This window comes from Pseudomonas sp. GW821-FHT10B02, assembly GCF_059415665.1.
On sequence record NZ_JBWKNR010000001.1, the window covers coordinates 417656 to 436344 of the forward strand.

General features: G+C 62.5%; 21 protein-coding genes and 1 pseudogene. 8 read left to right on the forward strand and 14 right to left on the reverse strand.

What is annotated here, in order from left to right; genetic code table 11:
- The first annotated feature begins 53 nt into the window (after positions 1-53).
- Complete coding sequence (gene rpoH / locus AC07OF_RS01970) at positions 54-908, forward strand: RNA polymerase sigma factor RpoH (protein WP_038615587.1); 855 nt, start codon at positions 54-56, stop codon at positions 906-908.
- Between the two features lie 139 nt (positions 909-1047).
- Complete coding sequence (locus AC07OF_RS01975) at positions 1048-1557, forward strand: DUF1993 domain-containing protein (protein ID WP_157194574.1); 510 nt, start codon at positions 1048-1050, stop codon at positions 1555-1557.
- A gap of 63 nt (positions 1558-1620) precedes the next feature.
- Here the strand turns inward: AC07OF_RS01975 and mtgA are convergent.
- Positions 1621-2378 (reverse strand): annotated as a pseudogene (gene mtgA / locus AC07OF_RS01980) (monofunctional biosynthetic peptidoglycan transglycosylase).
- 33 nt (positions 2379-2411) lie between these two features.
- Between mtgA and AC07OF_RS01985 the strand changes: the two are divergent.
- The 4 genes from AC07OF_RS01985 (at position 2412) to trmB (ending at position 4660) form a co-directional block, all read left to right on the forward strand.
- On the forward strand, positions 2412-2783 hold the full coding sequence (locus AC07OF_RS01985) for a DUF423 domain-containing protein (RefSeq protein ID WP_157194573.1): 372 nt from the start codon (positions 2412-2414) through the stop codon (positions 2781-2783).
- A 101-nt stretch (positions 2784-2884) separates the two neighbouring features.
- Positions 2885-3085, forward strand: a complete 201-nt coding sequence (thiS, locus tag AC07OF_RS01990) for a sulfur carrier protein ThiS (RefSeq protein WP_038617011.1) — start codon at positions 2885-2887, stop codon at positions 3083-3085.
- Between the two features lie 48 nt (positions 3086-3133).
- Positions 3134-3928, forward strand: coding sequence for a thiazole synthase (locus AC07OF_RS01995; protein WP_038615579.1), 795 nt, complete (start codon positions 3134-3136; stop codon positions 3926-3928).
- 9 nt (positions 3929-3937) lie between these two features.
- Entirely contained in the window at positions 3938-4660 is a 723-nt protein-coding gene (trmB, locus tag AC07OF_RS02000) for a tRNA (guanosine(46)-N7)-methyltransferase TrmB (protein ID WP_038615577.1), read from the forward strand.
- A gap of 92 nt (positions 4661-4752) precedes the next feature.
- Here the strand turns inward: trmB and AC07OF_RS02005 are convergent, their stop codons facing one another.
- The 9 genes from AC07OF_RS02005 to AC07OF_RS02045 all read right to left on the reverse strand — a co-directional run bounded on the left by AC07OF_RS02005 (position 4753) and on the right by AC07OF_RS02045 (position 11424).
- On the reverse strand, positions 4753-5076 hold the full coding sequence (locus AC07OF_RS02005; RefSeq protein ID WP_010222202.1) for a DUF3392 domain-containing protein: 324 nt from the start codon (positions 5074-5076) through the stop codon (positions 4753-4755).
- A 9-nt stretch (positions 5077-5085) separates the two neighbouring features.
- On the reverse strand, positions 5086-6300 hold the full coding sequence (hemW, locus tag AC07OF_RS02010) for a radical SAM family heme chaperone HemW (RefSeq protein WP_495072522.1): 1215 nt from the start codon (positions 6298-6300) through the stop codon (positions 5086-5088).
- Positions 6297-6893 carry an RdgB/HAM1 family non-canonical purine NTP pyrophosphatase gene (gene rdgB, locus AC07OF_RS02015; RefSeq protein ID WP_038615573.1) on the reverse strand — a complete coding sequence of 199 codons (597 nt, stop codon included), beginning with the start codon at positions 6891-6893 and terminating at the stop codon, positions 6297-6299. Before rdgB ends, hemW begins: the two co-directional genes overlap by 4 nt.
- A complete protein-coding gene (locus tag AC07OF_RS02020) occupies positions 6890-7324 on the reverse strand; it encodes a DUF4426 domain-containing protein (RefSeq protein WP_157194571.1) in 435 nt (144 codons plus the stop codon). Before AC07OF_RS02020 ends, rdgB begins: the two co-directional genes overlap by 4 nt.
- Positions 7325-7348: 24 nt before the next feature.
- Entirely contained in the window at positions 7349-7969 is a 621-nt protein-coding gene (gene metW / locus AC07OF_RS02025) for a methionine biosynthesis protein MetW (protein WP_038615569.1), read from the reverse strand.
- Positions 7970-7976: 7 nt separating this feature from the next.
- Positions 7977-9116, reverse strand: coding sequence for a homoserine O-succinyltransferase MetX (metX, locus tag AC07OF_RS02030; RefSeq protein WP_038615567.1), 1140 nt, complete (start codon positions 9114-9116; stop codon positions 7977-7979).
- Between the two features lie 163 nt (positions 9117-9279).
- Positions 9280-9870: a YggT family protein gene (locus AC07OF_RS02035; RefSeq protein ID WP_038615565.1), complete on the reverse strand. Its 591-nt coding sequence runs from the start codon at positions 9868-9870 to the stop codon at positions 9280-9282.
- 10 nt (positions 9871-9880) lie between these two features.
- A complete protein-coding gene (proC, locus tag AC07OF_RS02040) occupies positions 9881-10699 on the reverse strand; it encodes a pyrroline-5-carboxylate reductase (RefSeq protein ID WP_157194569.1) in 819 nt (272 codons plus the stop codon).
- A gap of 38 nt (positions 10700-10737) precedes the next feature.
- Complete coding sequence (locus tag AC07OF_RS02045) at positions 10738-11424, reverse strand: YggS family pyridoxal phosphate-dependent enzyme (protein ID WP_461529987.1); 687 nt, start codon at positions 11422-11424, stop codon at positions 10738-10740.
- A gap of 66 nt (positions 11425-11490) precedes the next feature.
- On the opposite strand from AC07OF_RS02045, the gene AC07OF_RS02050 reads away from it, so the two are divergent.
- Complete coding sequence (locus AC07OF_RS02050) at positions 11491-12519, forward strand: type IV pilus twitching motility protein PilT (RefSeq protein ID WP_495072523.1); 1029 nt, start codon at positions 11491-11493, stop codon at positions 12517-12519.
- Here AC07OF_RS02050 and AC07OF_RS02055 read toward each other — a convergent pair.
- The gene (locus AC07OF_RS02055; protein WP_476446156.1) at positions 12516-13136 is read right to left on the reverse strand and encodes a C40 family peptidase; all 621 of its coding nucleotides are present in this window, start codon (positions 13134-13136) and stop codon (positions 12516-12518) included. The two genes, AC07OF_RS02050 and AC07OF_RS02055, sit on opposite strands and share 4 nt — an antisense overlap.
- A gap of 154 nt (positions 13137-13290) precedes the next feature.
- Here AC07OF_RS02055 and AC07OF_RS02060 point away from each other — a divergent pair, with 154 nt between their 5' ends.
- Positions 13291-13710: an NINE protein gene (locus AC07OF_RS02060; protein WP_038615556.1), complete on the forward strand. Its 420-nt coding sequence runs from the start codon at positions 13291-13293 to the stop codon at positions 13708-13710.
- Positions 13711-13751: 41 nt separating this feature from the next.
- Here AC07OF_RS02060 and AC07OF_RS02065 read toward each other — a convergent pair whose 3' ends face one another.
- The 3 genes from AC07OF_RS02065 to AC07OF_RS02075 form a co-directional block, all read right to left on the reverse strand.
- Positions 13752-14441 (reverse strand): SPOR domain-containing protein, encoded by a 690-nt coding sequence (locus tag AC07OF_RS02065; protein WP_038615555.1) that lies wholly within the window; start codon positions 14439-14441, stop codon positions 13752-13754.
- Between the two features lies 1 nt (position 14442).
- On the reverse strand, positions 14443-16179 hold the full coding sequence (gene argS, locus AC07OF_RS02070; protein WP_157194565.1) for an arginine--tRNA ligase: 1737 nt from the start codon (positions 16177-16179) through the stop codon (positions 14443-14445).
- 199 nt (positions 16180-16378) lie between these two features.
- Positions 16379-18598 (reverse strand): primosomal protein N', encoded by a 2220-nt coding sequence (locus AC07OF_RS02075; protein ID WP_157194564.1) that lies wholly within the window; start codon positions 18596-18598, stop codon positions 16379-16381.
- Positions 18599-18689: the final 91 nt, after the last annotated feature.

An 18689-nucleotide genomic window follows, 5' to 3' on the forward strand; every position in this document is an offset into this window, starting at 1 on the left:
CAATGTTGGCAGTGCCTGCGGGCACGAGTTTAGTGAGTCGGAGGTTTTTTCGTATGACCACTTCGTTGCAACCTGCCTATGCCCTGGTTCCCGGCGCAAATCTGGAAGCCTATGTGCACACGGTCAACAGCATTCCATTGCTGACGCCGGAGCAGGAGCGTGAACTGGCCGAGAGTCTCTACTATGAGCAGAATCTTGAGGCGGCTCGGCAAATGGTGCTCGCCCACCTGCGGTTTGTCGTACATATCGCTCGCAGCTATTCCGGCTACGGGCTGGCCCAGGCTGACCTGATTCAGGAAGGCAATGTTGGCCTGATGAAAGCGGTCAAGCGTTTCAACCCGGAAATGGGTGTGCGCCTGGTGTCCTTTGCCGTGCACTGGATCAAGGCCGAGATTCACGAGTTCATCCTGCGTAACTGGCGCATCGTCAAAGTCGCGACCACCAAGGCCCAGCGCAAGCTGTTCTTCAACTTGCGCAGCCAGAAGAAGCGTCTGGCCTGGCTGAACAACGATGAAGTGCATCGTGTAGCCGAAAGCCTGGGTGTCGAGCCACGTGAAGTGCGCGAGATGGAGAGCCGCCTGACCGGTCAGGACATGGCCTTCGATCCAGCCTCCGAAGCTGACGACGACAGTGCCTTCCAGTCGCCGGCCAACTACCTGGAAGACCATCGCTACGACCCGGCGCTTCAGCTTGAAGATGCCGACTGGAGCGACAACTCCACCAGCAACCTGCACGAAGCCTTGCAGGGTCTGGACGACCGTAGCCGCGACATCCTCTATCAGCGCTGGCTGGCCGAGGAAAAGGCCACGCTTCACGACCTGGCCGAGAAATACAGCGTATCCGCCGAGCGGATTCGTCAGTTGGAGAAGAATGCGATGAACAAGGTGAAAGCCTTGATCGCAATCTGAGCCGCGCTAAGGCAATAAACAAAAAGCCCCGACATGTCGGGGCTTTTTTATGGTGCCAGGTCTTTCAGGCAGCAGCGCAAGTCTATAATCGCGCCACGCTGGCCCCGTCACTTTTTCCGCCACCCATGTCGAGATTGCTATGACCATTTCCTTGTATGCCGCTTCTGTTCCTGTTTTCAAGCAAATGCTCAACGCCTTGAGTGATGTTCTGAACAAGGCCGAAGCTCACGCCACGGCGAAAAACATTGATCCGAGCGTCCTCCTGCAGGCTCGCCTGTACCCGGATATGTTCCCACTGGTTCGCCAGGTACAGATCGCTGTTGATTTCGCCAAGGGTGTATCGGCACGCCTGGCTGAGGTCGAACTGCCGAAATACGATGACAACGAAACCACCTTCGCTGAACTGCAAGCGCTGATCAGCAAGGTTCTGGCTTTCCTCGACGGCGTTGCGCCGGCGCAGATCGATGGCAAGGAAGGCATCGAGATCGTGACCCGTCCGGGCACGCCGAAAGAGAAGCGCTTCAGTGGCCAGGCCTATCTGCTGACTTACGGCCTGCCGCAGTTCTTCTTTCACGTCACCACCACTTACGCAATCCTGCGTCACAACGGTGTGGAAGTGGGCAAACGTGACTACATGGGCGCGTTCTAAGGCGTTTACCGCGTAATCGGCAAACAATAAAAACCCGGCAAAGTATGCGCTTTGCCGGGTTTTTTATTGGTTCCAGGGCGCCTTGCGCGGGCTGTCCAGCTGCGCCAGGTAGCCACTGCCACCCAACTGGCGCATCTGCTGGCGGATCCAGCCGGCACGCCGTGCGACGTAACTGCTGGGGCGGCTGGCGCTCCAGTTCAGCGGGCTGGGCAGCACGGCGGCCAACAGGCTGGCCTGCTGACGGCTCAGGCGACTGGCATCGACACCGAAATGATGTTGCGCGGCGGCTTGCGCACCGAACACGCCTTCGCCCCATTCGGCACTGTTGAGGTAGACCTCAAGTATCCGCTCTTTGGACCACAGCAGCTCGATCAGGGCGGTGAACCAGGCCTCCAGGCCTTTGCGCAGCCAGCTGCGCCCCGACCAGAGAAACTGGTTCTTGGCCACCTGCTGGCTCAGGGTGCTGGCACCGCGAATGCTGCCACCGCGTTCGTTATGGGCCAGGGCGGCCTGGATGGCGATGAAGTCGAAGCCCCAGTGATTGGCGAATTTCTGGTCTTCACCGGCGATCACCGCCACCTTGAGCTCATCGGAAATGCGCTCCCAGGGCTCCCAGTCACGCTGCAGGTCAATCGGCTGGCCGTTGAACCAGGACTCGACCTTGCGCTCGACCATCAGCGCCGTACCCGGCGGCGGTACCCAGCGCAACACCAGCACCAGCAAAGCGCTGCCAGCGGCGAACCAGAGCAGGGCGCGGACAAGACGGCGGATAATGGACGACAACATAGAGATGGCTTGGCCGAACCGAATGAGCGGGCCATTATACAGACCCTGTGATGACTAGGAGTCGCCTCATGTTGCGTAGTTTTCTCTTGCTCGCTGCCTTTTTCGGGTTCACCGGCGTTGCCCTTGGCGCCTTCGCCGCGCATGGCTTGAAGGGACGTCTCAGCAGCGAGTACCTGGCGATCTTCCACACCGGGGTCACCTACCAGCTGGTGCATGCCCTGGCCTTGCTCGGCGTTGCCGTGCTGGCAACGCAATTGCCCGGTCGCCTGGTCGGTTGGGCCGGTGGCTTGTTCGCCCTGGGCATCGTGCTGTTCTCCGGCAGCCTGTACCTGTTGACCCTCAGCGGCATCGGCAAACTGGGCATGATCACCCCAATCGGTGGCCTGGCCTTCCTTGGCGGCTGGCTGTGTCTGGGGCTCGCCGCCTGGCGCCTGGGTTGACTCGGCGGTCCGAATCGAGACGAATGGCGATGCTTGGCCTTGGTCGCAGCACCTGATCAGGGCTAGAATGCGGGCCCCTAAAAATAATGGTGGCCGTGCGCATGCGCATTCAATTGAACGGTGAACCCTTCGAGTTGCCCGATGGCGAAAGCGTCGAGGCCCTGCTGACCCGCCTGGACCTTGTCGGGCGCCGTGTCGCGGTAGAGCTCAACCTGGATATCGTGCCACGTAGCCAGCACGCAGCCACAGCGCTGTGTGAAGGCGATCAGGTCGAAGTCGTGCATGCCATCGGCGGCGGCTAGGGCCCCAGGAACACCTTGCAAGTCCCTCAACCATTCAGAGGATTTCCGATGAGCAACCTTCGCAGCGACAAGCCCTTTACCCTGGCCGGCCGTACCTTCCAGTCGCGCCTGCTGGTCGGCACCGGTAAATACCGTGACCTTGAAGAAACCCGCCTGGCCATCGAAGCCTCGGGTGCCGAGATCGTCACCGTAGCCGTGCGCCGTACCAACATCGGCCAGAACCCGGGCGAACCGAACCTGCTCGATGTGCTGCCGCCGGATCGCTACACCATCCTGCCGAACACCGCAGGCTGCTACGACGCGGTCGAAGCCGTGCGTACCTGCCGCTTGGCCCGTGAACTCCTCGATGGCCACAACCTGGTCAAGCTGGAAGTCCTGGCCGACCAGAAAACCCTGTTCCCCAACGTGATCGAAACCCTCAAGGCCGCCGAAGTGCTGGTCAAGGACGGTTTCGACGTGATGGTCTACACCAGCGACGACCCGATCATCGCCCGCCAGCTGGCCGAAGCCGGCTGCATCGCGGTGATGCCGCTGGCAGGCCTGATCGGCACCGGCCTGGGCATCTGCAACCCGTACAACCTGCAGATCATCCTCGAAGAATCGAAAGTGCCTGTGCTGGTCGACGCCGGTGTCGGTACCGCGTCCGACGCCACCATCGCCATGGAAATGGGCTGTGAGGCGGTGCTGATGAACTCGGCAATCGCCAATGCCCAGCAGCCGATCATGATGGCCGAAGCCATGAAACACGCCATTGTCGCCGGTCGTCTGGCGTACCTCGCCGGGCGTATGCCGAAAAAACTCTATGCCAGCGCCTCGTCGCCGCTGGATGGTCTGATCAAGTAAGAGCCCCTGATGACTGAATCGCAAGAAACGCCGATCTCCGCCGAAGGCGAAGAGCGCCAACACCGCCGCATCAAGAGTTTCGTGATGCGTGCCGGGCGCATGACCGAAGGCCAGCAACGTGGTCTGGAGCAGGGTGGGCCGCTGTTCATCCTGCCACTGGCCGATAGCCCGGTGGATTATGACCAGGTGTTCGGCCGTTCGGCGCCGCGCACCCTGGAGATCGGTTTCGGCATGGGCCATTCCCTGCTGGAAATGGCCGCTGCCGCGCCGGATCAGGACTTCATCGGTGTCGAAGTGCACCGTCCGGGTGTTGGTGCGCTGCTCAACGGCGTGCTGACCCAGGGCCTGAAGAACCTGCGGGTGTACGACTGCGACGCGATCGAAGTGCTGAACAAGTGCGTGGCTGACAACAGCCTCGATCGCCTGATGCTGTTCTTCCCCGATCCGTGGCACAAGAGCCGTCACCACAAGCGTCGTATCGTTCAGCCCGAGTTCGCTGAGCTGGTGCGCAGCAAGCTCAAGGTCGGCGGTGTATTCCATATGGCTACCGACTGGGAGCCCTATGCCGAATACATGCTGGAAGTGATGAATGTCGCCCCGGGTTACCGCAACCTGGCAGCCGACGGCAAGTGCGTAGAGCGTCCGGCCGAACGCCCGATCACCAAGTTCGAACGCCGTGGCGAGCGACTTGGGCATGGGGTGTGGGATCTGAAGTTCGAAAAACTGGCGTAAAGCTGCGAGCGCGTTGCGCTCGATCGCCGGCAAGGCCGGCTCCCACAGGGTTTGTGATTAACCGGTGGGAGCCGGCGTTGCCGGCGATGCTTTTAGCGGCGGTCCGCGACTACGCCAATCAACACCAGCACAATCAGCAACACCGGCGCCAACGCATAGTTGTTGAACTGCGCCAGGCCCTTCACCACCCACGGCGTGGCATAGATCAGCGCCGCACCGCTGCCGATCATCACCAGCAAGGCCATGAACGGTACGCGCAAGGCGCCTGCCAGGCCGCCGAGGCGTTGTTCCACCCAGCCTTTGATGTCGGTGCCGAACAGCACCAGCAAACAGCCCACAAGCGCCAGTGAGATCTCCGACAAATTACTGCGACTCCAGCGGGAAACAGTCGAGAGCAGGTCGAGTACCAAGTCCATTCGTAATCCTTAGGTCAAGAAATACTGCAGCAGGTCGTTGAGGAACAACTGGCCTCGCGGGGTAGCGACCAGTCGCGTCGATTCGACCTGCAAAAGGCCCTTTTGTTCGGCCTCGCGGCGGGCTGCAGTCAGTTGTTCCAGCGGCAGTCCGGTGCACTGGCTGAACAGCTCGGCGTCGACGCCCTGGGTCAGGCGCAGGGCGTTCATCAGGAACTCGAACGGCAGTTCGTCCACCGGCAACAGCTTTTCGCCGGCCTTGAAGGCTTTCGCCGGGTTCAGGTAGTCCTTGGGCAGACGGGTCTTCCAGGTGCGCAGGATGCGCCCGTCAGGGTGGCTGAGCTTGCCGTGGGCCCCGGCACCGATGCCGATGAAGTCGCCAAAGCTCCAGTAATTGAGGTTGTGACGCGCCGCGCGACCCGGCTGGGCGTAGGCCGAGACTTCATACTGGGTGTAGCCGTGGCTGGCCAGCAGCGCCTGGCCGGCCTCCTGGATGTCCCAGAGGATGTCGTCTTCGGGCAGCAGCGGTGGCTGGTTCCAGAACACTGTGTTCGGTTCCAGGGTCAGCTGGTACCAGGACAGGTGCGTAGGGTTCAGCGCGATGGCCTGGCGCAGGTCAGCCAGGGCGTCGTCCAGCGACTGGTCGGGCAGGCCGTGCATCAGGTCGAGGTTGAAGTTGTCGAACCCGGCATTGCGCGCCATGTCGGCGGCGCGAATCGCTTCGTCGCCGTTGTGAATGCGCCCCAGGGCCTCAAGCTTGGCCTGCTGGAAGCTCTGGATGCCGATCGACAGGCGATTGATGCCCAGTTGCCGGTAAGCCTTGAACTTCTCCTGCTCGAACGTCCCGGGATTGGCTTCCAGGGTGATTTCGATATCGCTGGCAAACGGAATGCGTTGCTCCACACCCTGCAGCAGCCGGCCCAAAGCGCGGGCGCTGAACAGGCTGGGGGTGCCGCCGCCAAAGAAGATCGAGCTGATCGGCCGGCCATAGACAGCGCCCAGTTCCTGGTCGAGGTCGGCCAGCAGGGCATCGACGTACGCCTCTTCCGGCAGCTCAGGCGTAGCCGCGTGGGAGTTGAAGTCGCAGTACGGGCATTTACGCACGCACCAGGGAATATGGATGTACAGCGCCAGGGGCGGCAGCTGTGGCAGGGCCGCCCGCGGTGCTTGGGAAGTAAAGCCAGCCTCGCCCAGGTGCAGTGGCTGTGCCGGCGAATGATCGGTCATGCCAGGCCCAGACGTTGACGCAACAGGCTCATGGCACGGGCACGGTGGCTGATCTGGTTCTTGTCGGCGGGGCTCAGCTCGGCGCTCGAGCAGTTACGCTCCGGCACCCAGAACAGCGGGTCGTAGCCAAAGCCATGCTCGCCGCTGGCTTCGCTCAGAATGCGGCCATGCCAGAGGCCTTCGCAGAGGATCGGCAGCGGATCGTCGGCGTGCCGGACCAGCGCCAGGACGCAGACGAACTGGGCTCCACGTTGTTCCTGCGGGACGTCCTTGAGTACATCGAGCAACTTGGCGTTGTTGGCCGCGTCGCCCTTGCCGTCGGCATAGCGCGCCGAGTAGATGCCGGGTGCACCACCGAGGAAGTCCACGGCCAGCCCCGAGTCGTCGGCCAGCGCCGGCATGCCGGAAATGCGTGCGGCGTTGCGCGCCTTGAGGATGGCGTTCTCGACGAACGACAGGCCGGTTTCTTCCGGCTCGACGCTGCTGAATTCGCCAATCGAGCGCAACTGCACGGTATCACCGAGCATGGCTTGCAGTTCTTTGAGTTTGCCGGCGTTGTGGCTGGCCAATACGATTTGCTGAAAAGTCATCATTCGCCTGGGAAAAGCTCTTGGTTGAAACTGATGGTTTCGGTCTTGCCACCAATGCCAACGTCGATGGTGAAGGTCCGGGTTTCCTGTTGTTCCACAGGGAACTGGGCAATGTAATAGATCGCGCCTTGCTCGGTGATCTGCTTGAACTTCAACGGGACCGAGGCGCTGGTAAGGTCTTTGACGGTGCCGCTGACCTGGGTGACCACCGGCTGCCCGGCCTTGATCACCGACACGTTGATCACGCCCTGGTTCTTGCTGCGAACCAGCTCTGCGGCCTTGGCAATATCCGGTTGCAGGAAGGTCGAGATGAAGGTGCTGTAGTGTACGGTGGTATCACCGAACACTTCCTGGCGCTCGCCTTTGATGGCATCGGCGGCGACTGCGGTTACGCTCAGGCAGGCAGTCAGTAAAAAGCTCAACAAGCGACCCATGATCGTTCTCCTCCAGTGTGCGGGTTATACCGCGACCTTGTGTTCGGCAAGGCCGGGGCTGCTGACACGGTAAATGCCGATCTCCCCTAGAAGATTAGGCCATAGCTTGCTCGCCCACCCGTGGCGGTGCAAATGGTCGACCGCCAGACGGTCGAGGACCTGGGCGCGACGTTCGCTGCACAGCGCCTCGAAGTCTTCAAAGGTGCAGAAGTGGATGTTCGGCGTGTTGTACCAGGTATACGGCATGAAGTCCGAGACCGGCATGCGACCTTTGGTCGCCAGGTACCAGCGGCAACGCCAGTGGCCGAAGTTGGGGAAGGTGATGATGCACTGGCGGCCTACACGCAGCATTTCGTCAAGGATCCGGTCCGGGTACTCCACGGCCTGCAGGGCCTGGGTCATGACCACCACGTCGAAGCTGTTGCTGGCGAAATTGCCCAGGCCTTTGTCGAGGTCCTGCTCAATGACGTTGACGCCCTTGGCCACGCACTGGGCGATGTTGTCGGGGTCGATTTCCAGGCCGTAGCCGGCGACCTGCTTGTGGTCGCGCAGCGACGCCAGCAGTTCACCGGTACCGCAACCGAGGTCGAGTACCCGGCTGCCGGCGGGGATCCAGTCTTGGATGATTTCCAGGTCGGCTCTCATAGCTTCCTCAGCAGACGATGCGGTTCATGTAGTTCGTGAATCCCGTGATGTAACGCGGGGTCGGGATCAGGAAGGCATCGTGGCCATAGGGCGAGTCGATATCCAGGTAGCAGACGTTCTTGCGCGCGGCGATCAGGGCGTCGACGATCTCCCGCGAGCGCGCTGGCGAGAAGCGCCAGTCGGTGGTGAAGGACATCACGCAGTAGTCCGCGGTGACATTGGCCAGGGTCGCCGCCAGGTCGCCGCCGTGGGCCGCGGCCGGGTCGAAGTAGTCCAGGGCCTTGGTCATCAGCAGGTAGGTGTTGGCATCGAAGCGCCCGGAGAACTCCTCGCCCTGATAGCGCAGGTAGCTTTCGACCTGGAACTCGACGCTGTGGAAGTCGTAGTTGAGCTTGTCGCTTTTCAGCTCGCGGCCGAATTTCTCGCCCATGGAGTCATCGGACAGGTAGGTGATGTGCCCGACCATGCGCGCCAGCATCAGGCCACGCTTGGGGATCACGCCCTGGTCCTGGAACGAGCCGCCGTGGAACTCGGGGTCGGTGAGGATCGCTTGGCGGGCTACTTCGTTGAAAGCGATGTTCTGTGCCGAGAGCTTGGGGGCCGAGGCAATGTCCAGGCAGTGACGCACGCGATCAGGGTAAGTGATGGTCCACTGCAGCGCCTGCATGCCGCCGAGGCTGCCACCGACGACGGCGGCCCACTGCTGGATGCCGAGGCGGTCGGCCAGGCGGGCCTGGCTGTGTACCCAGTCTTGCACGGTGAGCACCGGGAAGTCGGCGCCATAAGGCTTGCCGGTCAGCGGATTGATACTGCTGGGGCCGGTGCTGCCGTTGCAGCCGCCGAGGTTGTTCAGGCTGACCACGAAGAAGCGATTGGTGTCGATCGGCTTGCCTGGGCCGATGCAGCTGTCCCACCAGCCCGGCTTGCGGTCGTCGGGGCTGTGATAGCCCGCAGCATGGTGATGGCCGGACAACGCATGGCAGATCAGCACAGCGTTGCTGGCCGCACTGTTGAGGGTGCCGTAGGTTTCGTAGATCAGTTCATAGGTGGCCAGCGAGCGACCGCAGGCCAGCGCCAGAGGCTCGCTGAACTGTGCCAGTTGCGGTGTTACCAGACCGACCGAATCTTCGGGAAAGACAGTGGACATCGACCCTGCTCACGCTTAAATGAGGCGTAAGTCTAAAGACCACCGGGATATGCAGCAAGCAATGTACCAAGCCCTTTAACAGCATCGCCGGCAAGGCCGGCTCCTACAGTGCTTAGCCTGTGGGAGCCGGCCTTGCCGGCGATGGGTTCAGCGAGGTTTCGGATCAGACCAGCAGGCGCAGCATCTCCGGCATCCCGGTCATGGCCGCCAGGTTGTTGATCACCAGCATGTCGATCAGCTTCAAGGCCATGAATGCCAGGATCGGCGAGATATCCAGGCCGCCCAGGTTCGGCAGCAGGCGACGGAACGGCGCCAGGAACGGGTCGCAGATCTGGTTGATCAGCTCGGCGCCAGGGTTGTGGCTGCCCGGAGCGACCCAGGAGAGGATCACGCTGATGATCAGGGCGAAGAAGAATATCTTCAGGAACAGCGCGGTCACGCCAATCATCGACCAGACCAGCAACTGCAGCGGATTACCGGTGGTGCCGTAGGCCAGCAGCAGGGTCAGGCCCATGATCAGCAGCTGGACGATGATCGCCAGCAGCAGCGACGACATATCCAGGCCGAACAGGCTCGGGATGACCCGGCGCATTGGCTTGAGCAGCGGCTGGGTGGCGCGCACGGCGAACTGGCTGAGTGGGTTGTAGAAGTCGGCGCGAACCAGCTGCAGGATGAAGCGCAGCATGATGATCAGCAGGTAAAGGCTGCCCAGGGTTTGCAGGATATAGATGGCAGCGGTGTTCAATCCGATCATGTTCGGCTCCTTAGTTGCCCAGTTGTTCGGCCATTTCGGCCGAGCGATGCGCGGCGGCGCTCAGCGCTTTTTCCACCAGCGCTTCGAATCCATCGGCCTGGAACGACTTGATCGCCGCTTCAGTGGTGCCGGCAGGGGAGGTAACGCGGCGGCGCAGTTCGGCGGCGTCGACATCGCTGCTGACGGCCATGTGCGCAGCGCCCAGGGCGGTTTGCAGGGTCAGTTTGGCGGCGGTTTCGCGTGGCAGGCCAAGTTTTTCGCCAGCGGCGGTCATGGCTTCGATCAGCAGGAAGAAGTACGCCGGGCCGCTGCCGGAGACGGCGGTGACTGCGTCGAGCTGTTGTTCGCTGTCCAGCCACAGGGCAATGCCCACCGCCGACAGCAGTTGCTCAGCCTGCTGGCGCTGCGCTGCGGAGACTTCGGCAGTAGCGTATAGGCCGCTCACGCCCTGGCGCAGCAGCGCCGGGGTGTTGGGCATGCAGCGTACGATCGGTTGTGCACCGAGCCAGTTGTTCATGCTGGCGCACGTGATCCCGGCGGCAATCGAAACCACCAGCTGCTCGGGCTTGAGGCTGGGTTTGAGCGCTTGGCAAACGGCTTTCATGGCCTGGGGCTTGACCGCCAGGACGACAACGTCGGCGCCCTCGACGGCGTCGGCGTTGTCGGCGAACAGTTCAATGCCGTGCTCGGCGTGGACTTTGGCCCGCTGCTCGGCACCCGGATCACTGGCGCGGATCTGCGAGGCATCCAGGCCCTGGGCGCGCAGGCCGCCGATCAGGCTGGCGGCCATGTTGCCGGCGCCGATAAAGGCAATACGAGTCTTGCTCATGTCAGGTCCTTTAGGAAAAAGTTGAAGAAGGCATAGGTCTAGGGCTGGCCATAGTCGCGGGCGCCGAACAGCGCGGTGCCGATACGCACCCAGGTCGCGCCCTGGGCAATGGCCGCTTCCAGGTCGTGGCTCATGCCCATGGAAAGGGTGTCCAGGCTCAGGCCCAGACTGTCTTGCAGTTGGCGAACCCGGGCAAAAGCGGCTTCCTGAGCGGCGCGATCGTCGGTCGGCTCGGGAATCGCCATCAGTCCGCGCAGCCGCAGTCGCGGCAGTGCAGCGATGGCGCTGGCCAGCGCCGGTAATTCTTCAGGCGTGCAGCCGGATTTGCTGGCCTCGCCACTGACATTCACCTGCAGGCAGATGTTCAGCGGCTCAAGGCCCTCGGGGCGTTGCTCAGACAGGCGTTGGGCGATTTTCAGGCGGTCCACGGAATGTACCCAGTCAAAATGCTCGGCAATCGCGCGAGTCTTGTTCGACTGAATGGGGCCGATGAAGTGCCAGGTCAAGGGCAGGTCGGTCAATTCGCCCTGTTTGTTCAAGGCTTCCTGCAGGTAGTTTTCACCGACATCGCGAACCCCGGCGGCAAAGGCTTCACGCACGGCGGCGGCGGGTTTGGTCTTGCTCACCGCCAGCAGGCGGATGTCGGACGGCGCGCGTCCAGCGGCCTCGGCGGCAGCGCTGATGCGGGCGGCGAGCGTGGAAAGGTTGTCTGCTATGGTGGACATTGATCGATGCCGGCGGCTCTTTGGGTCTGCGGCATTCTACCTGCTTGGCAGCCTTTGGGGAGTCTCATGGATGTGACTGAACTGCTGGCCCTGGCAACAAGGGCCGGGGCCTCGGATCTGCACCTGGCGGCGGCAGAGGCGCCAGCCATACGCCTGGATGGACGGCTTTGCCGTCTGGATCAGCCGATCCTGAGCGCTGAACAGGTGCTTGAGTTGCTGGGGCAACTGATGACGGAGGCGCAGAAAAAGGATTTCGAAACGCTTCTGGAAACCGATTTCTCCGTCGCCTTGCCTGAGCTGGCGCGGTTTCGGGTCAATGCGTTTACCCAGTGTCGAGGACCGGCGGCAGTACTGCGGGTGATTCCGAGCCGGGTGTGCAGCCTTGCCGAGCTGGGCCTGGGCAGCGTGTTCCGGCAGATTGCCGAGCTGCCTGCGGGGCTGGTGCTGGTCACCGGCCCTACCGGTTCCGGCAAGTCCACCACCTTGGCCGCTTTGCTTGATCACCTGAACCGGGAGCGGCAACTGCATATCCTCACCCTTGAAGACCCCATCGAGTTTATCCATACGCCACAACGCAGCCTGATCAGCCAGCGTGAAATCGGCCGGCATAGCCATGGCTTTGCCCAGGCCTTGCGCGCCGGGCTGCGTCAGGATCCGGATGTGATCATGCTCGGCGAGCTGCGCGACGCGCAGACGATCCGGCTGGCGCTGACCGCAGCGGAAACCGGGCATCTGGTGCTGGCAACGGTACACGCCGGGTCAGCGGCAAAAACCATCGACCGGCTGGTGGATGTCTTTACCGCCGAGGAAAAACAGCTGGTTCGTGCCATGCTTGCCGAAGTCCTGCAGGCGGTGGTGTCACAGGTGCTGGTGGAGAAAGTCGACGGTGGGCGCGTGGCGGCGCACGAGATCCTGCTGGCCACGCCAGCGGTGCGCAACCTGGTGCGCGAGGGCAAGGTGGCGCAGCTGTATTCGACGATTCAAACGGGCGGGGCGTCAGGTATGCAGACCCTGGACAGTTGCCTGCAGGGCCTGGTGACGCGTGGCGTGATCAACCTTGAAAGCGTCCGCGTGCGGACGCATGAATGGCGTTAACGCTTGGCCAGGGCCAATTGCTGGCTTTTCGGCAGGACGCGCTTGGCAACCACATAGCGGCTGCGCCAGTAGGGCTTGTTCAGCGTGTCGATGCTGACGCGCTTGCCGGTACGCGGGGCGTGGATGAAGCGGTCGTTGCCCAGGTAAATGGCAACATGGTTGACCCGCCGGCTCTTGATGTTGAAGAAGATCAGGTCGCCGGGCTTGAGGTCATTGCGATCGACTTTCACGCCGTGACCCTGGGCCATGGCATTGGAGGTGCGAGGCAGGTCGATTTCTTCGATGTCGTTGAAGGCGTACTTGACCAGGCCGCTGCAGTCGAAGCCCTTGCTCGGGCTGCTGCCGCCCCAGCGGTACGGGGTGCCCAGCACATTGACGGCACGGCTGAGCACGTCGCTGCTTTGCTGCGGCGACATCGACGCGACCGGCAGGCTTGGCTTGCTGGAGCGGGTGCGCAACTGGGCCTTGTTGCTGACGTTCTTGTTCGAACGCGCAGCCGCAGAATAAGTGGACTGGGTGGAGAAGCCGTTGGGTAAACGTTGCTCACGGTTGGTGGCGTGGGCGGCCAGTGGCAATAATAGGCAAAGGGTCAGCCATGTCTTGAAAAGATGACGCATGGGCAGGGCTCTTGTTGGTTAGCGCGCAACTTTATAACAGCTTTTTGATCACTTTTTGATCCACTGGTCGATTGGTTCCCTCCGTACGTCGCCCTAACACAAAAAAGTCACATTTTTTCTTAGAAAATTTACCGATAACCCTCAGAGGCTATGAATGAACAGTTATCAACAGGATGGACAGCTACACGACACGCACAGCAAGGTGATCGGTTACCTGTTGTGGATTTTCGGCTTCACCGGGGCGCACCGCTTCTATTACGGCAAGCCGGTTACCGGCACGATCTGGTTTTTTACCCTGGGCCTGCTGGGTATCGGCTGGCTGATCGACCTGTTCCTGATTCCGGCCATGGATCGCGAGGCTGATCTGCGCTTTCACGCCGGCCCTCTGGACTACAGCCTGAGCTGGATCCTGCTGACCTTCCTCGGCATTTTCGGCGTACACCGCATGTACCAGGGCAAATGGATCACCGGGATCATCTACCTGTGCACGGGTGGTTTGTTCCTGGTGGGGGTCTTGTATGACTTCTGGACGTTGAACACCCAGGTATCGCTGGCCAACGCCCAGCGGCGTTGAAACTGGCGGCCTTGTCGTGAGCGACAAGGCCGCCGGCGGGATTACTGGCGGGTCTGGCGCTGCTGCAGCAACAGGTTGCTGAAGCCGCTGCCGGCCAGTTGTTTCTGGGCTACGGTCAGTTGTTCACGATTGCTGAACGGGCCGACCAGGACCCGGTACCAGGTTTCTTCTTTGACGGTGCCGGACTCCACCTTGACCGCCTGGCCGAGGAGGATGATCTGCGCACGGACCTTGTCGGCATCGGCCTGCTTGCGGAACGAGCCGGCCTGCAGGAAGAACTGGGTGGTTGCCGCCGGCTTGATCACCGGTGGTGCCGGTGGTGGCGTCTGCCCCATCAGCGCCGCCTGAGCCCGTGCGGTATCGATCTTCGCCGCTTCCGCTGGGGTAACCGGCGGTTGCGCCGGCACCGGCGGGGTCTTCTCCGGTACCGCCTCAGGCGGCACGATCACTTCCGACTCGGGCAGCAGGGTATAGAAGTCATACTTTGGCTTGACCGGCTGTTGCGGGCTTGGCGCGGTCTTGTTGGCTTCGGCGGCCTTCTCGGCTTTCTGCTGTTCAGGCTTGCTGCGCTTGACCTCTTCGTTGCCCGGCTCGAGCTTCATCAGAAAAACGACGAAGGCGCCGACGGTCAGGCCGATCGCCAGCCACAACCAGCCCGGAATCGGTTGCTTTGCCGGGGCCTGGTTGCGACTGGCGCCGCGCTTGGGGGCGGGTTTTTTCTTGGCAGCCAACTTACATACGCTCCAGGGTTTCCAGGCCGAGCAGTTCCAGACCTTGCTTGAGGGTACGGCCAGTCAGGGCTGCCAGGCGCAGGCGGCTCTGCTGTTGTTCAGGGGTTTCAGCACCCAGGATCGGGCAGTTCTCGTAGAAGCTGGAGAACAGGCCGGCGACGTCGTACAGGTAGGCGCAGAGCACGTGCGGAGTGCCTTTTTCGGCGACGTTGTTCAGGATTTCGCCGAACTGTGCCAGGCGCGCGGCCAGGTCTTGTTCCTGGGCCGCCTGCAGGACGATCTGGCCGTCCACTTCATCGAAGCTCTTGCCCAGCTTGCGGAACACGCCAGCAACGCGGGTGTAGGCGTACAGCAGGTACGGCGCGGTGTTGCCTTCGAAGTTGAGCATCAGTTCGAAGTTGAAGCTGTAGTCGCTGGTACGGTGCTTGGACAGGTCGGCGTATTTAACCGCGTCGATGCCGACCACCTGGCCGATCGCGCGCAGTTCGTCTTCCGGCAGCTCCGGGTTCTTCTCTTTGACCAGGGTGTAAGCACGCTCTTTGGCTTCGGTGAGCAGGTCGATCAGCTTCACCGTGCCGCCGTCGCGGGTCTTGAACGGGCGGCCATCGGCGCCGTTCATGGTGCCGAAGCCCATGTGTTCCATTTGCATCGGATGACCGACGAAGCCGGCCAGGCGGGCCACTTCGAACACCTGGTTGAAGTGCAGGGCCTGGCGCTGGTCGACGAAGTACAGGGCGCGATCAGCGTTGAGGACGTTGCTGCGGTAGCGGATGGCAGCCAGGTCGGTGGTGGCGTACAGGTAGCCGCCGTCGGCTTTCTGCACGATCACTGGCAAAGGCTCGCCTTCAGCGGTCTTGAACTCTTCGAGGAACACGCACTGGGCGCCCTTGCTCTCAACCAGCAGGCCCTTGGCCTTGAGGTCGCTGACGACATTGGCCAGGTCATCGTTATAGGCGCTTTCGCCCATGACGTCGGCCATGGTCAGTTTGACGTTGAGCAGTTCGTAGGTCTTCTGGCAGTGCGACAGCGAGATGTCCTTGAAGCGGGTCCACAGCTTCAGGCATTCCTCGTCACCAGCTTGCAGCTTGACCACCAGGCCGCGGGCGCGGTCGGCGAACTCTTCCGACTCGTCGAAGCGTTTTTTCGCCGCGCGGTAGAAGTTTTCCAGGTCCGACAGCTCGTCGCTGGTGATCGGGTTTTCCTGCAGGTAGGCCATCAGCATGCCGAACTGGGTGCCCCAGTCGCCGACGTGGTTCTGACGAATCACGGTGTCGCCGAGGAACTCCAGGACGCGCGACACGGCGTCGCCGATGATGGTCGAGCGCAGGTGGCCGACATGCATCTCTTTGGCCAGGTTAGGGGCCGACAGGTCGACCACCACCTTCTGCTGCGGGCCGGCCTTGCTGACCCCGAGCTTGGCGTCGGCCAGCGCGGCATCCAGGCGTGCGGCCAGGGCCTGGGTGTTCTGGAAGAAGTTGAGGAAGCCGGGACCGGCGATCTCGACCTTGCTGACCTGCTCGTCGGCAGGCAGCGCGGCGATGATTTTTTCCGCCAGGTCACGCGGCTTCATGCCGGCCGGCTTGGCCAGCATCATCGCGATGTTGCTGGCGAAGTCGCCGTGGGTTTTGTCCCGGGCGTTTTCCACCTGGATCGCCGGCGTCAGCCCTTCAGGCAACACACCGTCGGTGACGAGTTGGGTGAGGGCTTGCTGGATAAGCTGGCGAATGGTGTCTTTCATGGGCTTCTCTTTCGACCGCAAGCGCGGCGGCGCTTCGATGCGCAGGTGGAAAAACTGGACATTATCCGTTGCCGGGGCGAGGTTGCCAACCTTTGGTGTCGCAAGTCTGTGGGAGCCGGCATTGCCGGCGATTGCATCGGCGCCTTGTCAGCGGGGGCAAGGTGCCGTATCGCTGGCAAGGCCAGCTCCCACACGTTCGTCAGTACAGATCCACCGGATCTACATCCAAAGACCAGCGTACCTGGCGCCCGGACGGCATTTGTTCCAACAGTAGCAACCAGGCACTGATCAGTCGATGCAAAGGCGCCCGCGCATTGGCCTGGAGCAATAGTTGTGCACGAAAACGCCCCGCACGTCGTTCCATCGGTGCCGGTACCGGGCCCAACAGCTCGATGCCCTGCAGGTTGAGTTCCGCCAGCAGCTGTTCGGCGGCGCTGCAGGCTTCGTCGAGGAAGCTCTCGGCCTGCCCCGGTTTGTGCGCTTCGGCGCGCAGCAGGGCGAGGTGGGCAAACGGTGGCAGGCCCGCCGCGCGGCGCTCGCTCAGGGCCTGCTCGGCAAAGGCGAAGTAACCCTGTTCGGTCAATTGCACCAGCAGCGGGTGGTCGGCCAGGTGGGTCTGGATAATCACCTTGCCGGGCTCCTCGGCGCGTCCCGCGCGACCGGCGACCTGGACGATCAGTTGGGCCATGCGCTCGCTGGCGCGGAAGTCGCCGGAGAACAAACCGCCATCGGCATCGAGGATCGCCACCAGGGTCACCCGCGGGAAGTGGTGCCCCTTGGCGAGCATCTGGGTGCCGACCAGGATGCACGGCTGGCCGCGCTGGATGGTGTTGAACAATTGGTTCATGGCGTCTTTGCGCGAGGTGCTGTCACGGTCCACGCGCAGTACCGGAAAGTCGGGGAACAGAATGCTCAGGCGTTCTTCGGCCCGCTCGGTGCCGGCGCCCACCGGGCGCAGGTCGACTTTGTTGCATTGCGGGCACTGGCGCGGCACGCGTTCGTCGTAGCCGCAGTGGTGGCAGCGCAGCTCGTTGGAGCGTTGGTGGACGGTCATGCGCGCGTCGCAGCGCGGGCACTCGGACATCCAGCCGCAATCGTGGCACAGCAGGGTCGGGGCAAAGCCGCGGCGATTGAGGAACACCAGCACCTGCTGGCCGGCGGCCAGGGTCTGGCCGATGGCCTGCTGCATCGGCCCGCTGATACCGCTGTCCAGCGGCCGGCTCTTGACGTCCAGGCGCAGAAAACGTGGCTGCTGGGCGCCACCGGCGCGCTGATTGAGGCGCAGCAGGCCGTAGCGGCCGCTGTGGGCGTTGTGCAGGCTTTCCAGTGACGGCGTCGCCGAGCCGAGCAGAATCGGGATGTTTTCCTGGCGTGCCCGCACCAGGGCCAGATCGCGGGCGTGGTAGCGCAAGCCTTCTTGCTGTTTATAAGAGCCGTCGTGCTCCTCGTCGATGATGATCAGGCCGGGGTGTTTCATCGGCGTGAACAGTGCCGAGCGGGTGCCGATGATGATATCGGCCTCGCCGTCGCGGGCCGCCAGCCAGGCGTCCAGGCGTTCGCGGTCGTTGACCGCCGAGTGCAACAGGGCGATGCGGGCATTGAAGCGCTGTTCGAAGCGCGCCAGGGTCTGCGGCCCGAGGTTGATTTCCGGAATCAGGATCAGCGCCTGTTTGCCGGCCTCAAGGGTTTCGCGGATCAGCTGCAGGTACACCTCGGTCTTGCCGCTGCCGGTGACGCCGGCAAGCAGGAACGCATGAAAGCTGTCAAAGCCAGAACGCACGGCATTGAAGGCTGCGCGTTGTTCGTCGTTGAGTGGCAGCTCGGGTTGCGCCAGCCAGTGCTCATGGCGTTCCTGAGGTAGATGGCGGCGCACTTCGACCTGCACCAGGTCTTTGGCCAGCAACAGGTCGAGGCTGTCCTTGCTCAGCATCAGCTTGCTCAGCAGGGCGTGGGCAACGCCGTGGGGGTGCTGTGCCAGGGTCGTCAGAGCTTCACGCTGGCGTGGTGCGCGGGCGATACGCGGATCATCCAGGCGCGCCCCCGGGGCAATCTGCCAGAAGCGCTCCTGGCGGGCCTCGGCCGGTTCGCCCTGGCGCAACAGCACCGGCAGGGCCCAGCTCAGGGTGTCGCCAAGGCTGTGCTGGTAGTACTGAGCAGTCCACAGGCACAGCTTGAACAGCGCCGGGGGCAGCGGCGAAACCGGGTCGAGCAAGGCAATTGCCGGCTTGAGTTTGTCAGCCGGAACCTCACTCTTGTCGCTGATTTCGATCAGGATGCCGATCATTTCCCGCCGCCCGAAGGGCACGCGGATACGCATCCCCGGGGTCAGCGCCTGGCGTGCCATGCTCGCTGGCGCCCTGTAGTCGAACAGTCGCCGCAGGGGCGAGGGCAGGGCGAGGCGCAGAATGACGTCGGACACGCGATGAATTCTCTGAAGGGGGTTACCAAGACCCGGCGAGCCTAGCAGACGACGGTCGGTGCAAGCGACAACTTGCGTTGACAGCATGCTC